Origin of the sequence: Ochrobactrum sp. AP1BH01-1, assembly GCF_018066705.1 — a bacterium.
Taxonomy (GTDB): domain Bacteria; phylum Pseudomonadota; class Alphaproteobacteria; order Rhizobiales; family Rhizobiaceae; genus Brucella.
Genome location: NZ_JAGPOU010000007.1, coordinates 37431 through 55113, shown reverse-complemented (window position 1 = coordinate 55113; position 17683 = coordinate 37431). Strand labels below are relative to the sequence as shown.

Sequence of the window (17683 nt, the reverse complement as noted above, 5' to 3'; positions counted from 1 at the left end):
GCTAAAGGCCGAGGGAGCGCTTGCGCCCGAAGTCCCAATCTACGCCGCCATCATCGCGGGCTACGCCGGAGACGTGACGGCCGATCTGTTTTTCGAGAGAGGGCGACCAGGGCACGAGCTGGAAGCCGAGGCCGTCGTCGATCATGGCGAAGCGGCCGGAGGCGAGCGCGAAACGCTGGCGATAGGAGCCGGCGACATATTCGCCGCTGGCTGCGCGCTCGAAGGACATGCCGGTCTCGGTTGCGAGCTTCTCGCCGAGGTTGTCGAGTTCGCGTTGGCGCAAGGTGCTGAGCAGCCGGCGCGCGAAGACGACGCGACCGCCCTGCCGCTCGGCAAAGCCCTCGCCGATCAGATGTTCAGCGCGTTCGTCCAGAGCCTGACGGACCTCAGCGCCGAAACCGCTGTCCGACAGCGCGATCGGATCGCGGGCGATGGCCTGCCGGTCGAGCCAGGTCGCGCCCGAGGCGCCGACTTGCGCACCAAGATCGAGATCGGCGCGGACGGCGAGCGCGACGCGGCGCTGCCCCTGCGGGTCCTCCCAGGATCGCAACTCGACGATGGAACCGGGCGGACTGTCGCCGGCGGCGTCGAGATGCGGCAGCTTGATGTGATGGGTCCGCCCGTCGGTGCCGTCGACCACGGCATAAGCGGTGCCCTTCAACTCGTCGTCGAGGCCGCGCTCGACCAGGCGGCCGATGACGGGAACGTCAAGGCTTTCGCCGGCGAGGACATAGCTGGCCGAGCCGCGTTCGATGCCGCGTTCGGTCAGGGCACGGTGCATGCGCTTGATGATGTCGCCGCGCTCGCCCAGTTCACGCAGGACCGCTTCGGCTTCGGGCTTGATGAACCATTGCGAGAGGCCGATCTCTTCGGCAAGCCCGCGGATTTCAAGGGTTCGCAGCCGCCCCACCTTCAGAGTATGAAACTCGTCCGGCTGGCGGTCGGGAAGCGGGGCAAGGTCGATGATGCCGGACTTGCCGGCGTCGCGCACAAGCTGCCGGTCGAGCTGCGTCCAGCGTTCCGCCTCGACCTGCCGCTCCAGATTGCGGTGGATCTCCAGATCGGTGCGGGGCCCGAGTTCCTGCGTGACCAGATCCTGCGCACGGGCGCGCATGCCCTCCTTGAGGTAGTCGCGGGAAATCACCAGGTCCTGGCCATCGTCGGTGCGGCCGCGCAGGATGATATGGATATGGGGATTGTCGGTGTTCCAGTGATCGACGGCGACCCAATCGAGGCGCGTGCCGAGATCCTTCTCCATCTGCCCCATCAGCTCGCGGGCGTGATCCTTCAGATTGGCCATGTCCACCGCGTCTTCGGGCGAGACGATGAAGCGGAAATGATGCCTGTCGTCCTGGCACTTTTCCGCGAAAGCGCCGACATCCATGTCGTCCCTTTCCGGGCCGAACATCCGCGCCTTTTCCCCGTCGCGGGTCACGCCATCGCGGCGCAGATAATTAAGGTGTGCGCCGAGCGGAGCCGAGCGTGCCGTTTGGCGAACCACGCGGGTCTTGATGACGGCGATGCGCGAGCGTCCGGTGAGAAGCCGGTTGGCCTGGATGCTGGCGCGCTGACCGCGCCCGAAGCGTGAGCGGTTGCCCGAGGTGATCTTGCCGGAGCGCGAGACGCGTCCGCCGGCTTTCTGGGCGGCGGCGAGCGCCTGGGCGACAAAGGGCCTCGCCTGTTGCGCGCGGGTCGAGCGGATACGGCCCGGACGGATGCGGAACTCGTTGTCATCGGACATGGGGCGCCCCCGCACGGTGCAAATCATCAAGGAAAATCAGGAAGAGGAGCGCGCAGCGCACGGTGCGCGCCAGCGCCGCACGGTGCGGGACGCGCCGGAAACCTGAACAAAAACAACCGCCCGCCACAGCCGCACCGTGCGGCCTTTTATCTCGCCATCTTTCGGTCGTGGTGCCTGCCGCCACCCTCTGCGCCCTCCATGACACGCCAGCGCCCGATGGGATGCGAATTGCGGTGCCGCTGCTCATGGCCGGTCCCCACCGGCATCGCGGGCGACGAACAGCCCCTCCACTGCAAGGCGGTGAGTGCGTCCGGTGCCGCCGGGACGAGCGAAGGGGCATCGTCCGGCGTGCGGTCGGGGGACGCGGGATCGGCAGCGGAAGCGCCGATTTCACGCGCGACGAAGAGCGCCGCCTCGCGCCAGTCGGGCGGCGGAGCGACCGTCGAGCCGCTGCCGGAAGGCCGCTCGCCGAGCAGGATCGGCGTCAAAGCAGCGACATAGGCGCGCGTCTCGGCAGGCAGCGGACGAGCCGTCGCGCGGTATTCATCGTAGCGACCGGGACCGGCATTGTAGGCCGCGAGCATCGCGGCAACATTGCCGTAGCGATCCCACATCTCGCGTAGGTAGGCGGTGCCCGCGAGGATGTTGTCGCGCGGCTCGAAGGGGTCGCGGCCGAGAGCATGGCGGATGCGCAGCTCCGCCCAAGTCGAGGGCATGACCTGCATCAGCCCCATCGCGCCGGCAGACGATATGGCGTGCATATTGCCCGCGCTTTCGACCTGCATCACGGCGATGATCCATGCCGCCGGGATGCCGAACCGCTGCGAAGCCTCTTCGATATGGGCGCCGTGCGGATGCACGGCGACGGCACGACCCATCACGGCGATCTGCGCCAGGCCGGGCAGCGGGGCAATGGCTGTGACGAACAGGCCGGAAAGAAGAAGGAGGAGGATGCGGCGGCGGGCGCCACATCTCCCCGAGGCGGGACGGATGCAGGACGTGACCATGATCACTCCTGCTCGTCGCGCTTCTTTTGGCGGGTCCAGTGCAAGCCCCAGTCGCGGCCGTCTTCGTCCGACTGGAACAGGCGGGCGCGGATCGGCTGCTGGAAAACTGGATCGTCGAGAAGCACGGAGACGAACGGTCCCGCGCGCTCGCCGGAATGTTTCCAGCCTGCGCCGACTTCCGGCCCATACTCATCGCCGAGATGGATGCGATAGGCAGGCGCCTTGTCGGCGTCCGCATTTTCCGACGGCGTAAAGGTCAGCTCGACGTCCAGCGAGAGCGTGCGGAGTCGCCCGGAATAGCCGGACGGGGTGCGGGTAAACTGGCCGATCTGTGCCATGGAAGGCTCCTTTCCTATGCGGTGGAGAAGACGCGGGACGGCTCAACGGCCCCGCTCTGGACGCGCTGTCACCGCATCGGCGCGCGCCAGACAAAGCGGCCCTCGCCGTCTTCGTCGGTGAAAAGCGGGATCGCGTGGCCGATCACCGCCGAGGCGGGGAACGGGCCGAAATAGCGGCCGTCGAGGCTGTCGCCGACGTCCGGGTTCATCAGGAACACTTCGCCCTCGGCGATGACGCGACAGCCCTGCCAGACCGGCAGGTCTCGGCCGAAGCTGTCGTGGTCGCGCGCCTCGCCGAGCGGAACGCCGTCGACGATAATGGCGCGGCCATCGCGGCACAGGCGCTGTCCGGGCAGGCCGAGAACGTGCTTCAGAAGCGGCACGTCGCGTGCGACGTAGCCGCGCTCGACCATAAACGAGGCGAAGGGTTCGGGTGGGATGACGGCGACCAGATCGGGCACCGCGATCCGGTCGTCGGGTGCGACAGTATAGAACCCGATCGGCACGCTGGCCGATGCGTTCCAGACCAGCCTTGGCGCAGTCGGAACGAATCCGGCAAAGGCGATCCCGAGCGTGGCAACCGTCGTCACCATGACATAGCGAAAGCGCGTCATGGGGCGATCTCCCGCCGCCAGAGCCATGCCTGATGACGCTCCGCGGTGTAGGGACGCGGCGCTTCGCCTGCGTTTATCCAGTGGGAGACGTGCCGCCAATGATCGGGATCGACTTGGGCCGGATCGACACCTATGGCCTCGATCCCGTCGACATGGCGAAGGACAGCCTCGACCTTCGGCCAGCCTTCGATCTTCAGCAGGATTTCGCCGCCTGGACGGACGAAGGGCAGCGTCTGATAGGACTGGCCCGGCGCAACCGCGCGCAGGATGTCGAGGCGCGAAATGATCGTGCCGTGGTCGTTCGCCGCCCAGCGGACGAACGCAAACACCGTGCCGGGATGGAAGAATACAACACGCCGGTTGCGATCGAGGATCTGCTCACCAGTCGCATGGCCGAATCTGATCCAGTATTCGGTCTTGCCTTCCACCCAGGTCAGTTCCGCGCGGGTCAGATCGCCGTCATGGGCGTCGATGCCGATCATGGGCGGTCTCCCCCTATGTCGGGAAACTCGCGCGCCAGCAGGTCGCGCAGCATGTCGGCGACGGTGATGCCGCGCTGGAAGGCCGCGATCTTGATGCGGCCGCGCAGCGCCGGCGTGATGTCCACGGTCAGCCGCGCCGAATAGGCGTCGGCGGTATCCGTGCGCTTTGGCGGCGCGTCGCCGGCCTTGATCCAGCTATCGGGATCGGCCGGGCGCGTAGCGAAGCAGCGCTTCTCGGTGCGCGCCGTCATGACGAAATTCCGTCATGGAATGGCAGCACGGTGGCGATGCGCGCCCGCGCGCACTCGGCCATGTCGGGGTCGATCTCGCAGCCGAGATAGCGCCGGCCGGAAAGCCGGCAGGCTTCCCCGGCCGCGCCGGAACCGGCGAACCAGTCGCCGACCAGGCCGCCTTCGGGGCAGCTCGTGCGGATCAGGATCTCCAGGAGCGCCGACGGCTTTTCGGTCGGATGGATGGCGCGGCCGTGGCAGTTGCGCAGGTAGATGACCGAGCGCATGAGGCGCGGCCCGCCGTCATGGCTGACATAATGGCCGGCGTCGATCTGGCCGGTATGGGGCGGGCGCTGCTTGCGCCGCACCGTGCGGGCCGTCGCGTCGGGCGTGGTCTGGACGTCGTTGTAGATGTCACGCCAAGCGGTCTCGGCGGGATAGAACTGGACGGCCAGTTCATGCACCCGCTTGAAGCGGTCGGCATGAAAGCCGGTGCCGTTCTGCTTTTCCCAGACGATCTCCTGCGCGATCCGCAAGCCGGCGTCAGTGAAGCGGTCGGCGGTCGCCATGAAGCTGCGCAGCGAGCCGAAGACCCAGAGCGAGCCGGTCGGCCTGAGGGCGGCGCGCGCCAGCACGACCCAGCCCTCGACGCGCCGATCCCAGGCGAGCGAAGTGTCGCCATAGGGCGGATCGGCGATGATCATGTCGTAGGGTGCGTGCCAGGGCATTTCTTCGCGGCAGTCGCCGGTAAGGATCGTCATGCCGATACCCTCCCGATCCCCAGCAGGCCGATCTCGGCGGCCAGGGCGGCAATCTCGCGCGCGGCGGGTGATCGGCGCCCGATCTCGCGGACGAGCCGCCCGGTCTGCGCGGCGTCGGCGAAGACGACGCGCTGGCCGATGGCGCTGGTGAGCACGGGAGGATCGTGGTCCGCCAGCGTCTCGGCGGTCTCGCGGGCGATGACGGTGCGGGCACCGCAGCGGTTGAGCACGAAGCGGGCAACGAGCTGGGGCCGGTAGATGCGCGCCTCCGCCAGGAGGGCGAGCATCTCCGCCGAAGCCCAGCCGTCGAACGGCGATGGCTGCACCGGGATCAGCACGAGATCGGCGGCGAGCAGCGCGGAGCGCATGAGGCCGGCGACGCGCGGTGGCCCGTCGATGACGATGCGATCGACATCGCGGGCGAGTTCGGGCGCTTCGCGATGCAGCGTGTCGCGGGCCAGGCCAACGGTGCCGAAGGCGCGTGGCAGGCCCTCACGCGCGCGTTGTTGCGACCAGTCGAGGGCGGAGCCTTGCGGATCGGCGTCGATCAGGGTGACGCGCTTGCCACCCTGAGCCAGTTCACCGGCAAGATGCAGCGCCAGCGTCGTCTTGCCGACACCGCCCTTCTGGTTGAGGAGCGCGATGATCATTTGCACCCCCCCGGCAGATCGAGAGGCAGGCGGGGTCTTTCTGCAGATTCAGGAGCCTCGGTTGCGCCTCGATCAGATGCCGGTCGAGGCGATGCCGGGGCGTCGGATGCCCTCTTCTTAGCGGCTCTACCAAGGCTTCTGGCGGTGTCGCGGATGAGGTTTTCCACATCGCGCGCGCGCTCTTCAAAGTTAGACTCTTTGTTAGACTCTAAGTTAAGGGCGCGATTTCCTGAATGGGTTCCGGGTGTTAAGCCCGGTTTCGGTTCCTGATAGCACGAGCCTCCGGTTCCCGATAGCACGATAGTCCGGGTTCCCGATAGCACGAGGCCATCCACAGGTTTTCCACAGGGCGCGAGCGGCTCGAAGGCCAGCAGCATTCGCCCGCCGACCTCGGCCTCGAGAAACAGCGAATAGCCCGGCAGCGGCTGGCGCCGGATGATGTCGCGCAACTCGAAGGCGAAGCGCTTGAACGGCGACAGGCTGCCGGATTTCTGGTGAAGGTGACGGAAATCGAACCGCCAGCCATCGCGCTGGCGGCCGCCGTGCTTGCGCACCAGGCGGTAGAGCCAGCGGTCGAGGCCGCCGGTGAGATCGAAATAGGTCCGGTCGATGGTCAGCACGAGCGCATCGTCGAGGACGGCCTGGTAGAACCAGTCCGGCACGATCATCTCGATGCCATCGGGTCTGCCGCTATGGTCGGTGCGTTCCTGCCATTCGTTGATCCAGGAGAAGCGATGCCGGCGCCCTTCGACCGGCTGGCGGATCGAGGTGGAAATCGTGGTCGATTGCAGCCGGTCGAGCGCCGCCTTCAGGCGCTGATAGTCGCGCAAGCCGGTGCCGCGCCCGACATAGGTGAGAATCTCGTAGGGCGTGGCGGCCATCAGCCGGGAGGTGCGAAGGCCGCTGTCGCGGGCTTCGACGATCTGGCTCGCCGCCCAGATCAGAATATCGGCGTCCCAGATCGTGGCCATGCCGTGATCGGGAACAGCCTCGACCCGGATGGAGACATTGCCGGCGGCGAAGTCGATGGGCGCGATGCGCTTCGACTTGGCGAGGGAGAAGAAGGGATAGGCCATGAGATCCTGCGCGTCTCGTGGCGCGAAATCGCCGGGGAGCGCCCGGAACAGGTCGAGCTGCCCGCGCTCAGAAAGGGATCGGCGTCGCACCGTCATGAAGGGAACCGGCTGCGATCAGCGGGCGTAACGACCGGCCTGCGGGCCGGACGGAAACGCATGACGCTTGGCGGGCAGCACGGAGCCGCGCGGATCGGAGGTGGAGGTCACCGCGCCGCGCTCGGTCCAGGCCTCAAGATCGTCGATGGCATAGACCACACGGCCGCCAAGCTTGCGATAGGCTGGCCCGGTTCCGTAGGTGCGGTGCTTTTCGAGGGTCCGGGCCGAGAGGCTGAGAAAGGTCGCGGCCTCCTTGGTCCGTAGAAAACGCGGCGGCAGGACGACGGGTTCATGTGGCATGATCGGGCCTCCGTGGGGTTGCAAGCGGCCGCTGCGGATCAGCGGCGGGCAATGACCACGGTGGCGCAGGAAGAGCGGCGAGTTGCAGGGCGAAGTTGGGGGGTATCGAAATCGCCCACCATCAGGGCAAAGGATCGCGTTATCGTGGGCGGCGATGACGCAGGAGTTTCCGATAACCGCCGGCGACCATGGAACGGGCGTCGCGCAGGAGTGCCTTGATGGCATGACGGGCCGAGGACGCCTGCCATTCGTCCCGCTCAAGCCGGCCGGTGTTCAGAAGAACCCGCGCGATCTCCTGCTGCGTCGCGCCGGCCCGATGGCCATCGAAGGCCCGCAGCATCCGTCGGAGGCGCGCGCGTTGCTGGCGTGTCAGGCGCGTATCCGGCGGGATCGCGCGACCATGCAGGGCCGAAAGGAAGCGTTGAATGGCCTCGATCCGGTCGAAACCGGCGAGGCTGAGAGGGACGACGGCGACCGCGATCGCGTCCCCCATAATGGCGCCGTCGAAGATCTGGAGCTTCCGCCCATTGCCAAGCGGGACATGGAACTCCGCGCCAGCGTTCTCGACCGAGAAGTCGAGGCGCCAGTTCGGCGGAGCGCCGTCAGTGCTGTCGTCAAGTTCCGAAGGGGCTTCGGTCAGCACCACCACACTTGTGTCCTCCGCTGGGAGCCAGAAGACCGGCGCATCGGGTGGCGGGACCAGCGGATCGACAGGGAAATCGCAACCCCCAGCGCTGCCGGATCCGTTCGGTCAGCGGTTGGGGGTCTCCATGGTCGGCAATTGAGGCTTCAAAATCTGCGTCATAATCGTCATTGCGGCGCAGCCATTCCCAGGCCAGATCGGATGCCGTCAGTTCATCCAGATGGTCGTATTGCGCCGACGAACGCCAAGTCGATGCGTCAGGGGTCATCGCGGCCTCCCGGGTCTACTCAAACGAATTGAGAAGGGTCAGGATTCCCGCACGCGTTGAATTGAGGAAGTCAGGCGATGGTCAACAGGTGATGCGCGGCACGCATCACGCGTCAGGAATTGCGCTGGCTTTCGCGGACCAGTTCGCGGTAGCCGTGTTCGGTCATCCAATGCGCGCGAGCGAGATGAGTATCATGGATGGAGCGGCAGCGGTCGGGATCGCACTCTGGATCGAGGCCAAAGAGAACCTGCACAGCTTCGCGCCAATCGGCGCCATCACGCTCGGCATCGAGAAGGCGCATGTAGAGTTTCATATGCTCGCGATCATAAGACGTCAGCGTCTGGCTGGACGGTGGTGTGTCGAGATATGTCTGTGTCGCGCGGCCCATCATTCGCTCACGTTCGGGTAACGTATTTGTTAACCATCTTCGGCGGAAGATAGCCATTCCTTTTGACGAGAACCTGACATCACGCTGGCCGCTGTTTCACCGTTTGTCGGTGTTGACCGTATCGTGTTGCAGCAACACGCCCTCGCCCTTATCCGTCGACAAGAAAACGATCCCGGCCGCTTCGAGAGCGCGGCGCACCTGGTCGCGGGTGGACTCGAACACCTCGAGCCCGCTTTGGGATTCGAGGCGTTTGAGTGCGGTCAATGCGACCTGGGCCTTGTCGGCGAGCGTCTCCTGTGTCCATCCCAGTAACGCGCGCGCAGCCCGAGATTGGCGAGCGGTGATCATACATGATCACCTCCCACCGGGATACGCACGCACTCCAGAACTACGACTATAATAGTCGTTCTCGCTGTGAGCACCAGCCGAAATTCAGGTGCAATTATCAAGGATAGAGAGACGACGCTCCCGTCCATGCCCGTCTGATTCGGTCGCCGGACCTTGCCAGAAGCGGCGGGCGCGATCCGGTGAAGCAGGAGGGAAACCCGGCGGCTTGCGCCGCCGGGCCTCGGGTTCCCGATCAGAACGGAATGTCATCGTCGTCGATGAACTTGCCGTCGTCGTTCTGGGTCTGCTTCGCCCGGCTCAGGAAATCGACCGTCTCGGCGATGATCTCGCAGCCGTAGCGATCGACCCCGGCGGCATCGGTCCATTTCGTGTAGTGGATGCGGCCGCGAACCAGAACCTTCATGCCCTTGTCGCAATGCTGCTGGACCGTCTTGCCGAGGCCGTTGAAGCAGGTGATGCGGTGCCATTCGGTGTCCTGGACCCGATAGCCGTTCTCGTCGCGCAGGACGCGGCCTTCCGAATAGCGGGGGCGCGAGGTGGCCAGGGTGAAGTGGGTGATGCCGGTGCCGCCCTGGGTGGTGCGGGTTTCGGGGGCCTGGCCGATGTTGCCGGCGAGGATGACGATGTTCTGCATTGTAGGTCTCCGTTGCTCCTCGGAGGGACCGTCCCTCCGACGAGACCCGGCCAAGGCCGTCGGAAGACTCCTGCAACTGCCGCCCTTGCTGCAGCTTGCCCCCAAGGCCCCAGGTGGGGCGGGCAGCCGCGTTTGCGCGGCAACACGGCTGGGAGCCGCGGGGGTTGCTGGTGGAAGCCGAACGGACTTAGGGGATCAGTCAGGCGGAGGGATGGTGCTTTCGAAAGCAGATCGGGGACGCACAGCAGAACCATCGTCCTTGCTGGCGACAGCGACCAGGCAGGCCCCCATGCGAACCGAGACCACCGGCATGGCACTCCTTCAACCGTCTTTGCCGGTCACCGTCGTGTCCGCCGCCGGAAGGCCATGTCATCCGCGATGTGATCGGACAGGCTATCGGGTTCTCAGGTCCGGTATGGCGCCGCCCTGCTTCATCGGCCAAAGGCTCGGTCCCTCAGCATCGTGAAGGGACAAGGAAGGTGTTCGCGAAGGCCCCACGAAACGACGTGGACCGATGCAGCGGGGCATCGACCGCACGGGACCACGGTTCGCACCGCAGACCATTTCAAGCGCCGCGAGAAGCAGACCGGGTGCGATGGTGACATGCTGCGACGAACTGCTTTTCCGTCTTGGGCGAAACGACCGGGGCTCGGCGGCGCAAGCTGCCGGCCTTCCTCAGAAGTGGCTGATCGCGTCTGCCGTTTCAGCGCGAGAACACCGACTCGCCGAGGGCGTTCAGATTGACGATGGCCGAGATGCCGAGGACGAGACCGCCCATGCCGCCGAACAGGTTGAGAACCAGCCCCGAGTCGATGGCGTTCTTGGTGATGCCATAGACAAGGGCATAGCCGGCGATGACGGCGGGCACGGCGAAGAGAGCGAGCGCAATGAGCCGCAGGGCCGGGTTCTTCGCGAAGCCAAGAGTCACGATCACAAGCGCGATCGAGAGCACGGCGGCGCCGATGGCCATGAGGCCGGACATCACGACCCCGGCGCCCGCGCCCCAGGCATATTGCGCGGCCGTGATGGCTGCCATGACGGGCAAGGCATAGATCGCGAGATTCCAGGCGATCACGCAGGCCGCGATGGTGAGCGAGATGGCGAGCAGGATCAGCGTCATGGAAACCTCCAGAGAACGGTTGGGGATCACGACAGGCTGCCGGGAGATGCGCTCCGCCTGCGACTATGCTGCTTCGCCGGTTCTGCAAGGATGTTCCATCAAAGGCGCGGCCTTGCATCTTGTCAAGTATCGGCGGCCGAAAGCCGCCAGGCGGCGGCGCTTACGCGCCGCCGTCGAACTTCATGACCGGGATGCCGAGCTTGCGGGCCTTGTCGGCGAGATTCTCCTGAATCCCGGTGCCGGGGAAGACGAGGACGCCGACCGGCAGCACGTCCAGCATGGCATCGTTTCGCTTGAACGGCGCCGCCTTGGCGTGCTTGGTCCAGTCGGGCCGGAAGGCGACCTGGGGCACCTTGCGGTGATCTGCCCAACGGGAAGCGATCAGTTCGGCTCCCTTCGGCGACCCGCCGTGCAGCAGCACCATCTCGGGGTGCTTGGCATGGACCTGATCGAGCTTCGCCCAGATCAGGCGGTGATCGTTGAAGTCCGCGCCGCCAGTCACGGCAACCTTCGGGCCGGCGGGCAGCATCACCTCGGTCTCGGCCCGGCGCTTCGCGGCAAGGAAGTCGCGGCTGTCGATCATCGCGGCGGTCAGGTTGCGATGGTTGACCATCGAGCCGCTGCGCGGCCGCCAGGCACTGCCGGTGTGGTGCTCGAAAGCCTCGGCCGCGAGGTCGCGGAAGAGTTCCATGCTGGCGCGCCGTTCGATCAGGGTCTGCCCCTCGGCCGTGAGGCGTTCGAGTTCGACCGACTTGACCTCGCTGCCGTCCTGTTCCCGCTGAAGCCGGCGCTGCGCCTGCTCGTTGTCGTCGAGATCGCGCTCCACCCGGCCGGTGGCGCGGTGGAAGAGATTGACGGTCCCCCAGAGCAGCTCTTCGAGGTCGGGCTCTAAGCGGCTGTCGCCGAGCGTCGCGACGAGGGCGTCGAAGATGTCGGTGACGGCGGCGGCGACGGTGTTGCCCTCGGGCAGCGGCCTCGGATCGGGTTCGTCCTGGAACGGGCGCCAGCCGTAGAGCTGGAGTTCGGTGAGGGTGTGATCGGTCTGGGAGGAGGTGTGGACCGGCTCGTCGCCTGCGGAATAGGTTTCGTTCGTCATCGGGAGCGTCCTTCGTCTGGAGACCGCGCCCATCGCGGCCTTCGCAGGCGTCGAAGCGCACGGGCGGGACGGGTTGGCAGCCCTCGCCCGCTCCGCGAGGGCCTTGATGGCCGGGGGTGGGCTATTTTGACTTTCGCGATGCAAAGGCGGGGTTCGTCCCCGCCGGCGGAAAATAGTCCAAACCCGGCCATTGCCTGCCCGGCCCGTTTGTGCGCCGATCGCCCTCTCCGAAGGCCGTGGGCGCGGGACTCTCCGACGATGGATGCACCTGCCGATGGCGAAAGACTGAAACCGGCAGAGGATGACGCTGGGCCGCGCCTCCGGGACCGATCACGACCTCACCTCTCCATGAACCGGCGGACGTCTTCAGGATGAAGCTGATCCTTCAGACGCGCCCGGAGGGCATCGGCGCCGTGGCGTCGCAGATCATCGTTGAAATCGCCGTTGAGCGGCGTGAGCGACATCGCCTCGATCCCGAGGCTCTCTGCTCTGGCGGCCAGGCCGTCTCTTGCACCGTCCCCGGCCGGGTCGCGATCCCTGACGACATAGAGCCGGCGCAGCGACGGCGGGAACAGGATGGCAGCGAGGTGAGCGGCCGAAAGCGCCGCCAGCATCGGCATGCGGGGCAGAACCTGACGGGGCGACAGCACGGTCTCGATGCCCTCGCCGGCGGCGAGAACCTCAGCGGCGGTTCCGAAGCGGACAGCGTGCCCGAGAAGGACGCCCATCGCCCGCCGCGGTGTTTCGACAGCCGCCTTGCCGGAACCGTCCGGGGCGAGCCAGGTGCGATGCGCGCCGGTCTGCTGGCCCGCAAGATCGGTGACGGCGGCAACGAGTGCCGGCCGGATCTCGGTGGGTGAAGACTCGTCGGGTCTATAGTAGCACCTCGGATGGTAGCGCAGCGCGGTGGTGTCCGAGAGGGAGGTGATCGCCCGCCCGTTGAGGTAGATCGCCGCAAGGGTGCCGTGGATCGGCTGCGCCATGGCGAAGAGGCGGCGCGACGCTTCAGGCGAACCGGGCACGCTGCTGGATGTGCTGCCGGTCGGCGTCCTCGTCTTCTCCGGTTCAGGATGCGGGAGGGCAAGGAAACGGCGCGCTTCCTCGGCCACGTCCTTGAAGTCGACAAGGCCAAGCGCCTCGCGGATGACGTCGAGCAGATCGCCATGCTCCCCGGTGGCCATGTCGGTCCATTTCCCCGCCGCGCCCTTGCCGGAACCCGGGCCGGTCAGGCGCACGAACATCGAGCGGCCAGGAGTATTCTGCACATCGCCGACCAGCCAATATCGCCCGGCGCGGTGGCCGGACGAGAGATAGTGGCGGCAGACCGCCTCGGCCTCTCGGCCGAGACGGGTCGCCAGTTCGAAGGCGTCGTGACGCGGCATCAGGCTGCCTCCCGTTCACCGATGCGCTCGACCGGCCAGCGGTCGAAGAGCTTGGCCAGCACGGCGGGTCCGCTGGCATCGACTGGCACGAACATGCGCAGCTTCCAGGAGATGATCTCGTGGAAGAGGCCGTATGCCGTGAGACGCTGGCGCATGGTGTCGGTGAAGCCGGAAAGCTCGATGCGGTTCACCCCCATGACGCGGACCCGGCGAAGCTGGAGGCCCTCGGAGAGATCGAGGATCGTCCGGCCTTCCATCAGCGCCGCGAAAGCATCCTTCGGCGTGACCTTCGCGATGCCGGTCGTGGTCGCGTTCGCGGCCCAGGCCGGGGAGACCTTGCGGCCGATGATGCGCTCGCCCGCGTCAGACTGGAGGCGATAGACGCGGGTGGACTCGTTCGGCAGCCGTTTCCAGATCGGCAGCAGCAAGCCCGTCACCATATGCAGGGTGCTGTCTGCGAACTCCGGCACCTCCGCAAGTTCCGCATTCCAGGCCGCAGCGAATGCGTCCCGGTCGGCCTCGACCCAATGGGTCTCGCCCATCATCCTGATGGGGATATTGTGTGCTTCCATCGGCCGGATCAGCCTGACGCGGCGCTCGATCTCGCCATCGTCCAGCATGACGCTGGTGGTGGGGATTTGCACCGCCGCGCGGCCTGAGCGCCCGTTGATCAGGAGCTTCGCGCGCGGATCGTCGAGTTCCGCTAGGGCGGCATCGAGCATGACGGGCCGGTTGCGCTTGCGTTCGGTGATCGTCAGCAGGCTGGTCTCGGCCCCGGTGCGGGGATGGGTGTAGATCACCTGACGGTCGGTGACGGTGAAGCTCTCGGCGCGCAGCGTCTCCAGCCCAGCGTCATAGATGCCGGACGCGATGGCGCCCTCGATCCGCGCGGTCAGAAGCTGCTCGAAAGCGCTGAAGAGAACGCCCTGAAGCTCGACGGTCAGCGCCAGCAGCCGGTTCAAGAAAGTCGTGATGGCGGGCAGCTCGTCCTTGATGCCGTTCGCGTCCATCAGTTTCAACCCGGTGGCGGATTCGAAGCGTTCGAGCGAACATCCCTCGACCTTGCCGCGCACCAGCAGGAGATAGAGCTGGCGCAGCGCGTCGCGGGCGTAGGGACTTTCCAGATTGTCCTCGGGCCGGAACAGGCCCTGGCCGCCGGTCTGGCGCTGGCCGCGCGTGATCGCGCCCAAAGTGTCGAGGCGGCGGGCAATCGTGCTGAGGAAGCGCTTCTCGGCTTTCACATTGGTCGAGATCGGCCGGAACAGCGGCGGCTGCGCCTGATTGGTGCGATGCGTCCGGCCAAGGCCCTGGATGGCGGCGTCCGCCTTCCAGCCGGCTTCGAGCAGGTAATGGACGCGCAGCCGGGTGTTCTTCGCTGACAGTTCGGCGTGATAGCTGCGCCCGGTGCCGCCGGCATCGGAGAACACCAGCACCCGCTTCTGATCGTCCATGAAGGCTTGCGTCTCGGCCAGGTTGGCCGAACCGGCGCGACTTTCCACGACGAGCCGGTCGATGGTAACGCCGCCGCCGCGCTTGCGGACGATACGACGCGAGCGGCCCGTGACCTCCGCCACCGTGTCGGTGCCGAAATGCTGGATGATCTGGTCGAGCGCGCCGGGAACCGGCGGCAAGCTGGCGAGGTTGGCGATCATCTCGTCGCGCCGGGCCGCGGCCTCGCGGCTCTCGACCGGCTGGCCATCACGATAGACCGGGCGCGACGACAGGTTGCCCTCCGAATCCGTGAACGGCTCATAAAGCTGCACCGGGAAGGAATGAGCGAGGTAGTCTAGGACATACTCGCGCGGCGACAGGTCCATTTTCAGATCGCCCCATTCCTCGGTGGGGATCTCTGCCAGCCGCCGTTCCATCAGCGCCTCGCCGGTCGAGACGATCTGGATGACGGAAGAATGTCCCGCTTCCAGATCGGCCGTGATGGACCGGATCAGCGTCGGGGTTTTCATCGACGTCAACAGGTGCCCGAAGAACCTCTGCTTGGCGCTCTCAAAGGCCGAGCGGGCGGCGGACTTGGCCTGCCGGTTCAGCGTGCCGGACCCGCCCTCGCCGCCGGTGATGTTGGCGGCCTGCATCGCCGCATCGAGATTGTTATGGATGATGGCGAAGGCATCGGCATAGCTGTCGTAGATGCGGACCTGTTCAGGGGTCAGTTCGTGGTCGAGCAACTCGTATTCCACGCCTTTGAAGGACAGCGAGCGGGCGGTGTAGAGGCCAAGCGCCCGCAGGTCGCGCGCCAGCACCTCCATCGCCGCGACGCCGCCGGCCTCGATCGCCTCGACGAACTCCGCCCTGGTCGAGAATGGGAAATCCTCGCCGCCCCAGAGACCGAGCCGCTGCGCATAGGCGAGATTGTGGACGGTGGTGGCGCCGGTGGCCGAGACATAGACCACGCGGGCCTGCGGCAGGGCGTGCTGGAGGCGCAGCCCGGCACGGCCCTGCTGGCTGGCGGCGACATCGCCGCGTTCTCCCTTGCCTCCTGCGGCATTGGCCATTGCGTGCGCCTCGTCGAAAATCACCACTCCATCGAAGTCGGAACCCAACCATTCGACGATCTGCCTGACCCTGGAAATCCTTTCTCCGCGGTCGTCGGAGCGCAGCGTGGCATAGGTTAGAAATAGGATGCCTTCGTTCAGGGTGATCTTTGCGCCTTGCGGGAATCGCGACAGCGGCGTGACCAGCAGCCGCTCCATGCCAAGCGCCGACCAGTCGCGCTGCGCATCCTCCAGCAGCTTGTCGGACTTCGAGATCCAGACCGCCTTGCGCCGCCCCTGCATCCAGTTGTCGAGGATGATCGCTGCGGATTCCCGGCCCTTGCCGACGCCGGTGCCATCGCCGACCATGAACCCTTGGCGGAAGCGGACGGCGCCCTTGGCGTCCTCCGGCGTGGCAGCAAGATTGTCGAGCGTGTCGTCCACCGTCCAAGCCCCGGCGAGGAATCCCATATGGGCCTCGCCGGCATAGATCACCGTCTCCAACTGCGCCTCGGACAGCCTGCCGAGAATGTCTTTGGGCAGCACCGGACGATAGCTCGGCTTCGGCGGCGCGATGCTCGCCATCGAGGCCGACTGCACGAGCTGGGTCGGATGCGCCTGCGCCCCGGCGATGCGGATGGTCTGAAGACCGTATTCCTCGTAGATCGCGTCGGAGAGGCGGCCGCCCTCGGCCGGTTCCCAATCCACGATCTCGTAGGCGACCGGCACGGCCTCCGGTTCCGCAAGGGGCGCGTCGGGCGCGGATCGCGCGGCGCGGTTGACATAGCCGCGCACGGTGCGCGGCGCGGTCGGTCGTGCCACCGGCACGGCCAGGCCGGGATCGACGGGAAGCCTGGCCGGAAGTTGCTCCGCCAGCCAGCCCATCAGGGTGGCAACATCCGACGCCACACCGGGCGCTGCCGGGAACACCGCCGGGTCTTCGGCGGGCAGCTTGTCGATGACGGTCAGCCGCGTGTCGATGGTGGTGCCGTGCTTGGCATAGACCGATCCATCGATGACGGCCGAGAAGACCACGCGGCCGCGCTCCTGCAGCCGTTTCCAGTTAGCCGTCCAGGCCGGATTGTCGGGGGCGAAGCTCGCGCCGGTGATGGTGACGAGCCGCCCGCCGGGCGCAAGGCGCGCCAGCGTCGAGGCGACATGGCGGAAGGCGGCATCAGCCACGCGGCCCTCGACATGGGCCATGACCGAGAACGGCGGGTTCATCAGCACCACTGTCGGGATCAGGCCGGGATCGAGATGATCGTCGATCTGGGCGGCGTCGAAGCGGGTGATGGACAGGGCCGGAAAGAGGGAGGAAAGCAGGCCGGCGCGGACCTCGGCCAGTTCGTTGACGAGCAGCGCACCGCCGGCGATCTCGGCCAGGATGGCGAGGAGCCCGGTGCCGGCCGAGGGCTCCAGCACGCGGTCGGCGTGCGTGATCGCCGCCGCCGTCACCGCAGCGAAGCCGAGAGGGATCGGGGTGGAGAACTGCTGGAAGGTCTGCGCTTCCTCGGAACGCTGGGTGTGGGTCGGCAGGAGCCCGGCAATTTTCGTAAGCTGCGGCAGGATTGCCGACGGAGACCCGGCTTTGCGGAAAAGTGCATTGCCGTATTTGCGCAGGAAGAGGACGGTCGCCGCCTCGCAGGCATCATAGGCGGTCTTCCAGTCCCAAGCGCCGGCGGCATCGGACGTGCCGAAGGCGGCCTCCATGGCGCCGCGCAGCGTGGCGGCGTCGACACGCTGACCGCGTTCCAGATGCGGCAGCAGCAGACCGGCAGCGGTGAAAACGCAGGCCGCGGTCTCAGCGTCATGGTCGAACGGAAGCGGCGCGGTGGCGGATGCCGCCGCGGATGCGGAAATCATGTTCATCGGGGATTCCTCGGGAGAGCAAGTCAGGATCAAGCCGGGCAGCGCTCTCTCTCGACCGCACCGGCTCAAACCCCTTCCGGCCCATCTCTCGCTCTGAAGCCGTGGCGAAAGCAGGCATGAAACAAGCGCCCGACCGTCAGGCTGGGCGCTTGTG

General features: G+C 66.6%; 19 protein-coding genes. All 19 read right to left on the bottom strand.

The annotated features are described in order from the left end of the window. Position 1: 1 nt before the first annotated feature. Complete coding sequence (locus tag J9800_RS21235) at positions 2-1741, bottom strand: relaxase/mobilization nuclease domain-containing protein (protein WP_012092635.1); 1740 nt, start codon at positions 1739-1741, stop codon at positions 2-4. A gap of 146 nt (positions 1742-1887) precedes the next feature. Next, entirely contained in the window at positions 1888-2748 is an 861-nt protein-coding gene (locus J9800_RS21230) for a lytic transglycosylase domain-containing protein (RefSeq protein ID WP_286191836.1), read from the bottom strand. A gap of 2 nt (positions 2749-2750) precedes the next feature. Beyond that, entirely contained in the window at positions 2751-3086 is a 336-nt protein-coding gene (locus tag J9800_RS21225) for a DUF736 domain-containing protein (RefSeq protein ID WP_012092633.1), read from the bottom strand. A 68-nt stretch (positions 3087-3154) separates the two neighbouring features. Continuing rightward, positions 3155-3700, bottom strand: coding sequence for a S26 family signal peptidase (locus J9800_RS21220; RefSeq protein ID WP_012092632.1), 546 nt, complete (start codon positions 3698-3700; stop codon positions 3155-3157). After that, a complete protein-coding gene (locus tag J9800_RS21215; protein ID WP_012092631.1) occupies positions 3697-4182 on the bottom strand; it encodes a DUF2840 domain-containing protein in 486 nt (161 codons plus the stop codon). The genes J9800_RS21220 and J9800_RS21215 overlap by 4 nt, the downstream gene beginning before the upstream one ends. Further along, on the bottom strand, positions 4179-4433 hold the full coding sequence (locus tag J9800_RS21210; RefSeq protein WP_012092630.1) for a hypothetical protein: 255 nt from the start codon (positions 4431-4433) through the stop codon (positions 4179-4181). The genes J9800_RS21215 and J9800_RS21210 overlap by 4 nt, the downstream gene beginning before the upstream one ends. Further along, positions 4430-5173, bottom strand: a complete 744-nt coding sequence (locus J9800_RS21205; protein ID WP_012092629.1) for a DNA-methyltransferase — start codon at positions 5171-5173, stop codon at positions 4430-4432. Before J9800_RS21205 ends, J9800_RS21210 begins: the two co-directional genes overlap by 4 nt. Beyond that, the gene (parA, locus tag J9800_RS21200) at positions 5170-5823 is read right to left on the bottom strand and encodes a ParA family partition ATPase (RefSeq protein WP_012092628.1); all 654 of its coding nucleotides are present in this window, start codon (positions 5821-5823) and stop codon (positions 5170-5172) included. Before parA ends, J9800_RS21205 begins: the two co-directional genes overlap by 4 nt. Then, positions 5820-6995: a replication initiator protein A gene (locus J9800_RS21195; protein ID WP_012092627.1), complete on the bottom strand. Its 1176-nt coding sequence runs from the start codon at positions 6993-6995 to the stop codon at positions 5820-5822. Before J9800_RS21195 ends, parA begins: the two co-directional genes overlap by 4 nt. Positions 6996-7013: 18 nt before the next feature. After that, positions 7014-7295 carry a helix-turn-helix transcriptional regulator gene (locus tag J9800_RS21190; protein WP_012092626.1) on the bottom strand — a complete coding sequence of 94 codons (282 nt, stop codon included), beginning with the start codon at positions 7293-7295 and terminating at the stop codon, positions 7014-7016. A gap of 139 nt (positions 7296-7434) precedes the next feature. Beyond that, positions 7435-7944, bottom strand: a complete 510-nt coding sequence (locus J9800_RS21185) for a DUF2285 domain-containing protein (protein ID WP_036749067.1) — start codon at positions 7942-7944, stop codon at positions 7435-7437. Beyond that, a complete protein-coding gene (locus J9800_RS21180) occupies positions 7910-8206 on the bottom strand; it encodes a transcriptional regulator domain-containing protein (protein WP_012092624.1) in 297 nt (98 codons plus the stop codon). Before J9800_RS21180 ends, J9800_RS21185 begins: the two co-directional genes overlap by 35 nt. Positions 8207-8318: 112 nt before the next feature. Beyond that, positions 8319-8594 (bottom strand): DNA -binding domain-containing protein, encoded by a 276-nt coding sequence (locus tag J9800_RS21175; protein ID WP_028034393.1) that lies wholly within the window; start codon positions 8592-8594, stop codon positions 8319-8321. A gap of 96 nt (positions 8595-8690) precedes the next feature. Beyond that, entirely contained in the window at positions 8691-8942 is a 252-nt protein-coding gene (locus J9800_RS21170) for a helix-turn-helix domain-containing protein (RefSeq protein WP_012092622.1), read from the bottom strand. Between the two features lie 232 nt (positions 8943-9174). Further along, the gene (locus J9800_RS21165) at positions 9175-9576 is read right to left on the bottom strand and encodes a single-stranded DNA-binding protein (protein ID WP_012092621.1); all 402 of its coding nucleotides are present in this window, start codon (positions 9574-9576) and stop codon (positions 9175-9177) included. A 703-nt stretch (positions 9577-10279) separates the two neighbouring features. After that, positions 10280-10696, bottom strand: a complete 417-nt coding sequence (locus tag J9800_RS21160; RefSeq protein WP_012092620.1) for a hypothetical protein — start codon at positions 10694-10696, stop codon at positions 10280-10282. Positions 10697-10856: 160 nt separating this feature from the next. Beyond that, entirely contained in the window at positions 10857-11792 is a 936-nt protein-coding gene (locus tag J9800_RS21155) for a DUF2493 domain-containing protein (protein ID WP_210845926.1), read from the bottom strand. Positions 11793-12130: 338 nt separating this feature from the next. Next, positions 12131-13174, bottom strand: coding sequence for a DUF7146 domain-containing protein (locus J9800_RS21150; protein ID WP_036749060.1), 1044 nt, complete (start codon positions 13172-13174; stop codon positions 12131-12133). Beyond that, a complete protein-coding gene (locus J9800_RS21145; protein WP_151665538.1) occupies positions 13174-17529 on the bottom strand; it encodes a strawberry notch-like NTP hydrolase domain-containing protein in 4356 nt (1451 codons plus the stop codon). Before J9800_RS21145 ends, J9800_RS21150 begins: the two co-directional genes overlap by 1 nt. Positions 17530-17683 lie beyond the last annotated feature (154 nt).

What these genes read in the sequence shown, in the direction of transcription:
- J9800_RS21235 (WP_012092635.1), bottom strand. Translation starts at nt 1,741, where the DNA reads ATGTCCGATGACAACGAGTTCCGCATCCGTCCGGGCCGTATCCGCTCG.
- J9800_RS21230 (WP_286191836.1), bottom strand. Translation starts at nt 2,748, where the DNA reads ATGGTCACGTCCTGCATCCGTCCCGCCTCGGGGAGATGTGGCGCCCGC.
- J9800_RS21225 (WP_012092633.1), bottom strand. Translation starts at nt 3,086, where the DNA reads ATGGCACAGATCGGCCAGTTTACCCGCACCCCGTCCGGCTATTCCGGG.
- J9800_RS21220 (WP_012092632.1), bottom strand. Translation starts at nt 3,700, where the DNA reads ATGACGCGCTTTCGCTATGTCATGGTGACGACGGTTGCCACGCTCGGG.
- J9800_RS21215 (WP_012092631.1), bottom strand. Translation starts at nt 4,182, where the DNA reads ATGATCGGCATCGACGCCCATGACGGCGATCTGACCCGCGCGGAACTG.
- J9800_RS21210 (WP_012092630.1), bottom strand. Translation starts at nt 4,433, where the DNA reads ATGACGGCGCGCACCGAGAAGCGCTGCTTCGCTACGCGCCCGGCCGAT.
- J9800_RS21205 (WP_012092629.1), bottom strand. Translation starts at nt 5,173, where the DNA reads ATGACGATCCTTACCGGCGACTGCCGCGAAGAAATGCCCTGGCACGCA.
- parA (WP_012092628.1), bottom strand. Translation starts at nt 5,823, where the DNA reads ATGATCATCGCGCTCCTCAACCAGAAGGGCGGTGTCGGCAAGACGACG.
- J9800_RS21195 (WP_012092627.1), bottom strand. Translation starts at nt 6,995, where the DNA reads ATGACGGTGCGACGCCGATCCCTTTCTGAGCGCGGGCAGCTCGACCTG.
- J9800_RS21190 (WP_012092626.1), bottom strand. Translation starts at nt 7,295, where the DNA reads ATGCCACATGAACCCGTCGTCCTGCCGCCGCGTTTTCTACGGACCAAG.
- J9800_RS21180 (WP_012092624.1), bottom strand. Translation starts at nt 8,206, where the DNA reads ATGACCCCTGACGCATCGACTTGGCGTTCGTCGGCGCAATACGACCAT.
- J9800_RS21175 (WP_028034393.1), bottom strand. Translation starts at nt 8,594, where the DNA reads ATGGGCCGCGCGACACAGACATATCTCGACACACCACCGTCCAGCCAG.
- J9800_RS21170 (WP_012092622.1), bottom strand. Translation starts at nt 8,942, where the DNA reads ATGATCACCGCTCGCCAATCTCGGGCTGCGCGCGCGTTACTGGGATGG.
- J9800_RS21165 (WP_012092621.1), bottom strand. Translation starts at nt 9,576, where the DNA reads ATGCAGAACATCGTCATCCTCGCCGGCAACATCGGCCAGGCCCCCGAA.
- J9800_RS21160 (WP_012092620.1), bottom strand. Translation starts at nt 10,696, where the DNA reads ATGACGCTGATCCTGCTCGCCATCTCGCTCACCATCGCGGCCTGCGTG.
- J9800_RS21155 (WP_210845926.1), bottom strand. Translation starts at nt 11,792, where the DNA reads ATGACGAACGAAACCTATTCCGCAGGCGACGAGCCGGTCCACACCTCC.
- J9800_RS21150 (WP_036749060.1), bottom strand. Translation starts at nt 13,174, where the DNA reads ATGCCGCGTCACGACGCCTTCGAACTGGCGACCCGTCTCGGCCGAGAG.
- J9800_RS21145 (WP_151665538.1), bottom strand. Translation starts at nt 17,529, where the DNA reads ATGAACATGATTTCCGCATCCGCGGCGGCATCCGCCACCGCGCCGCTT.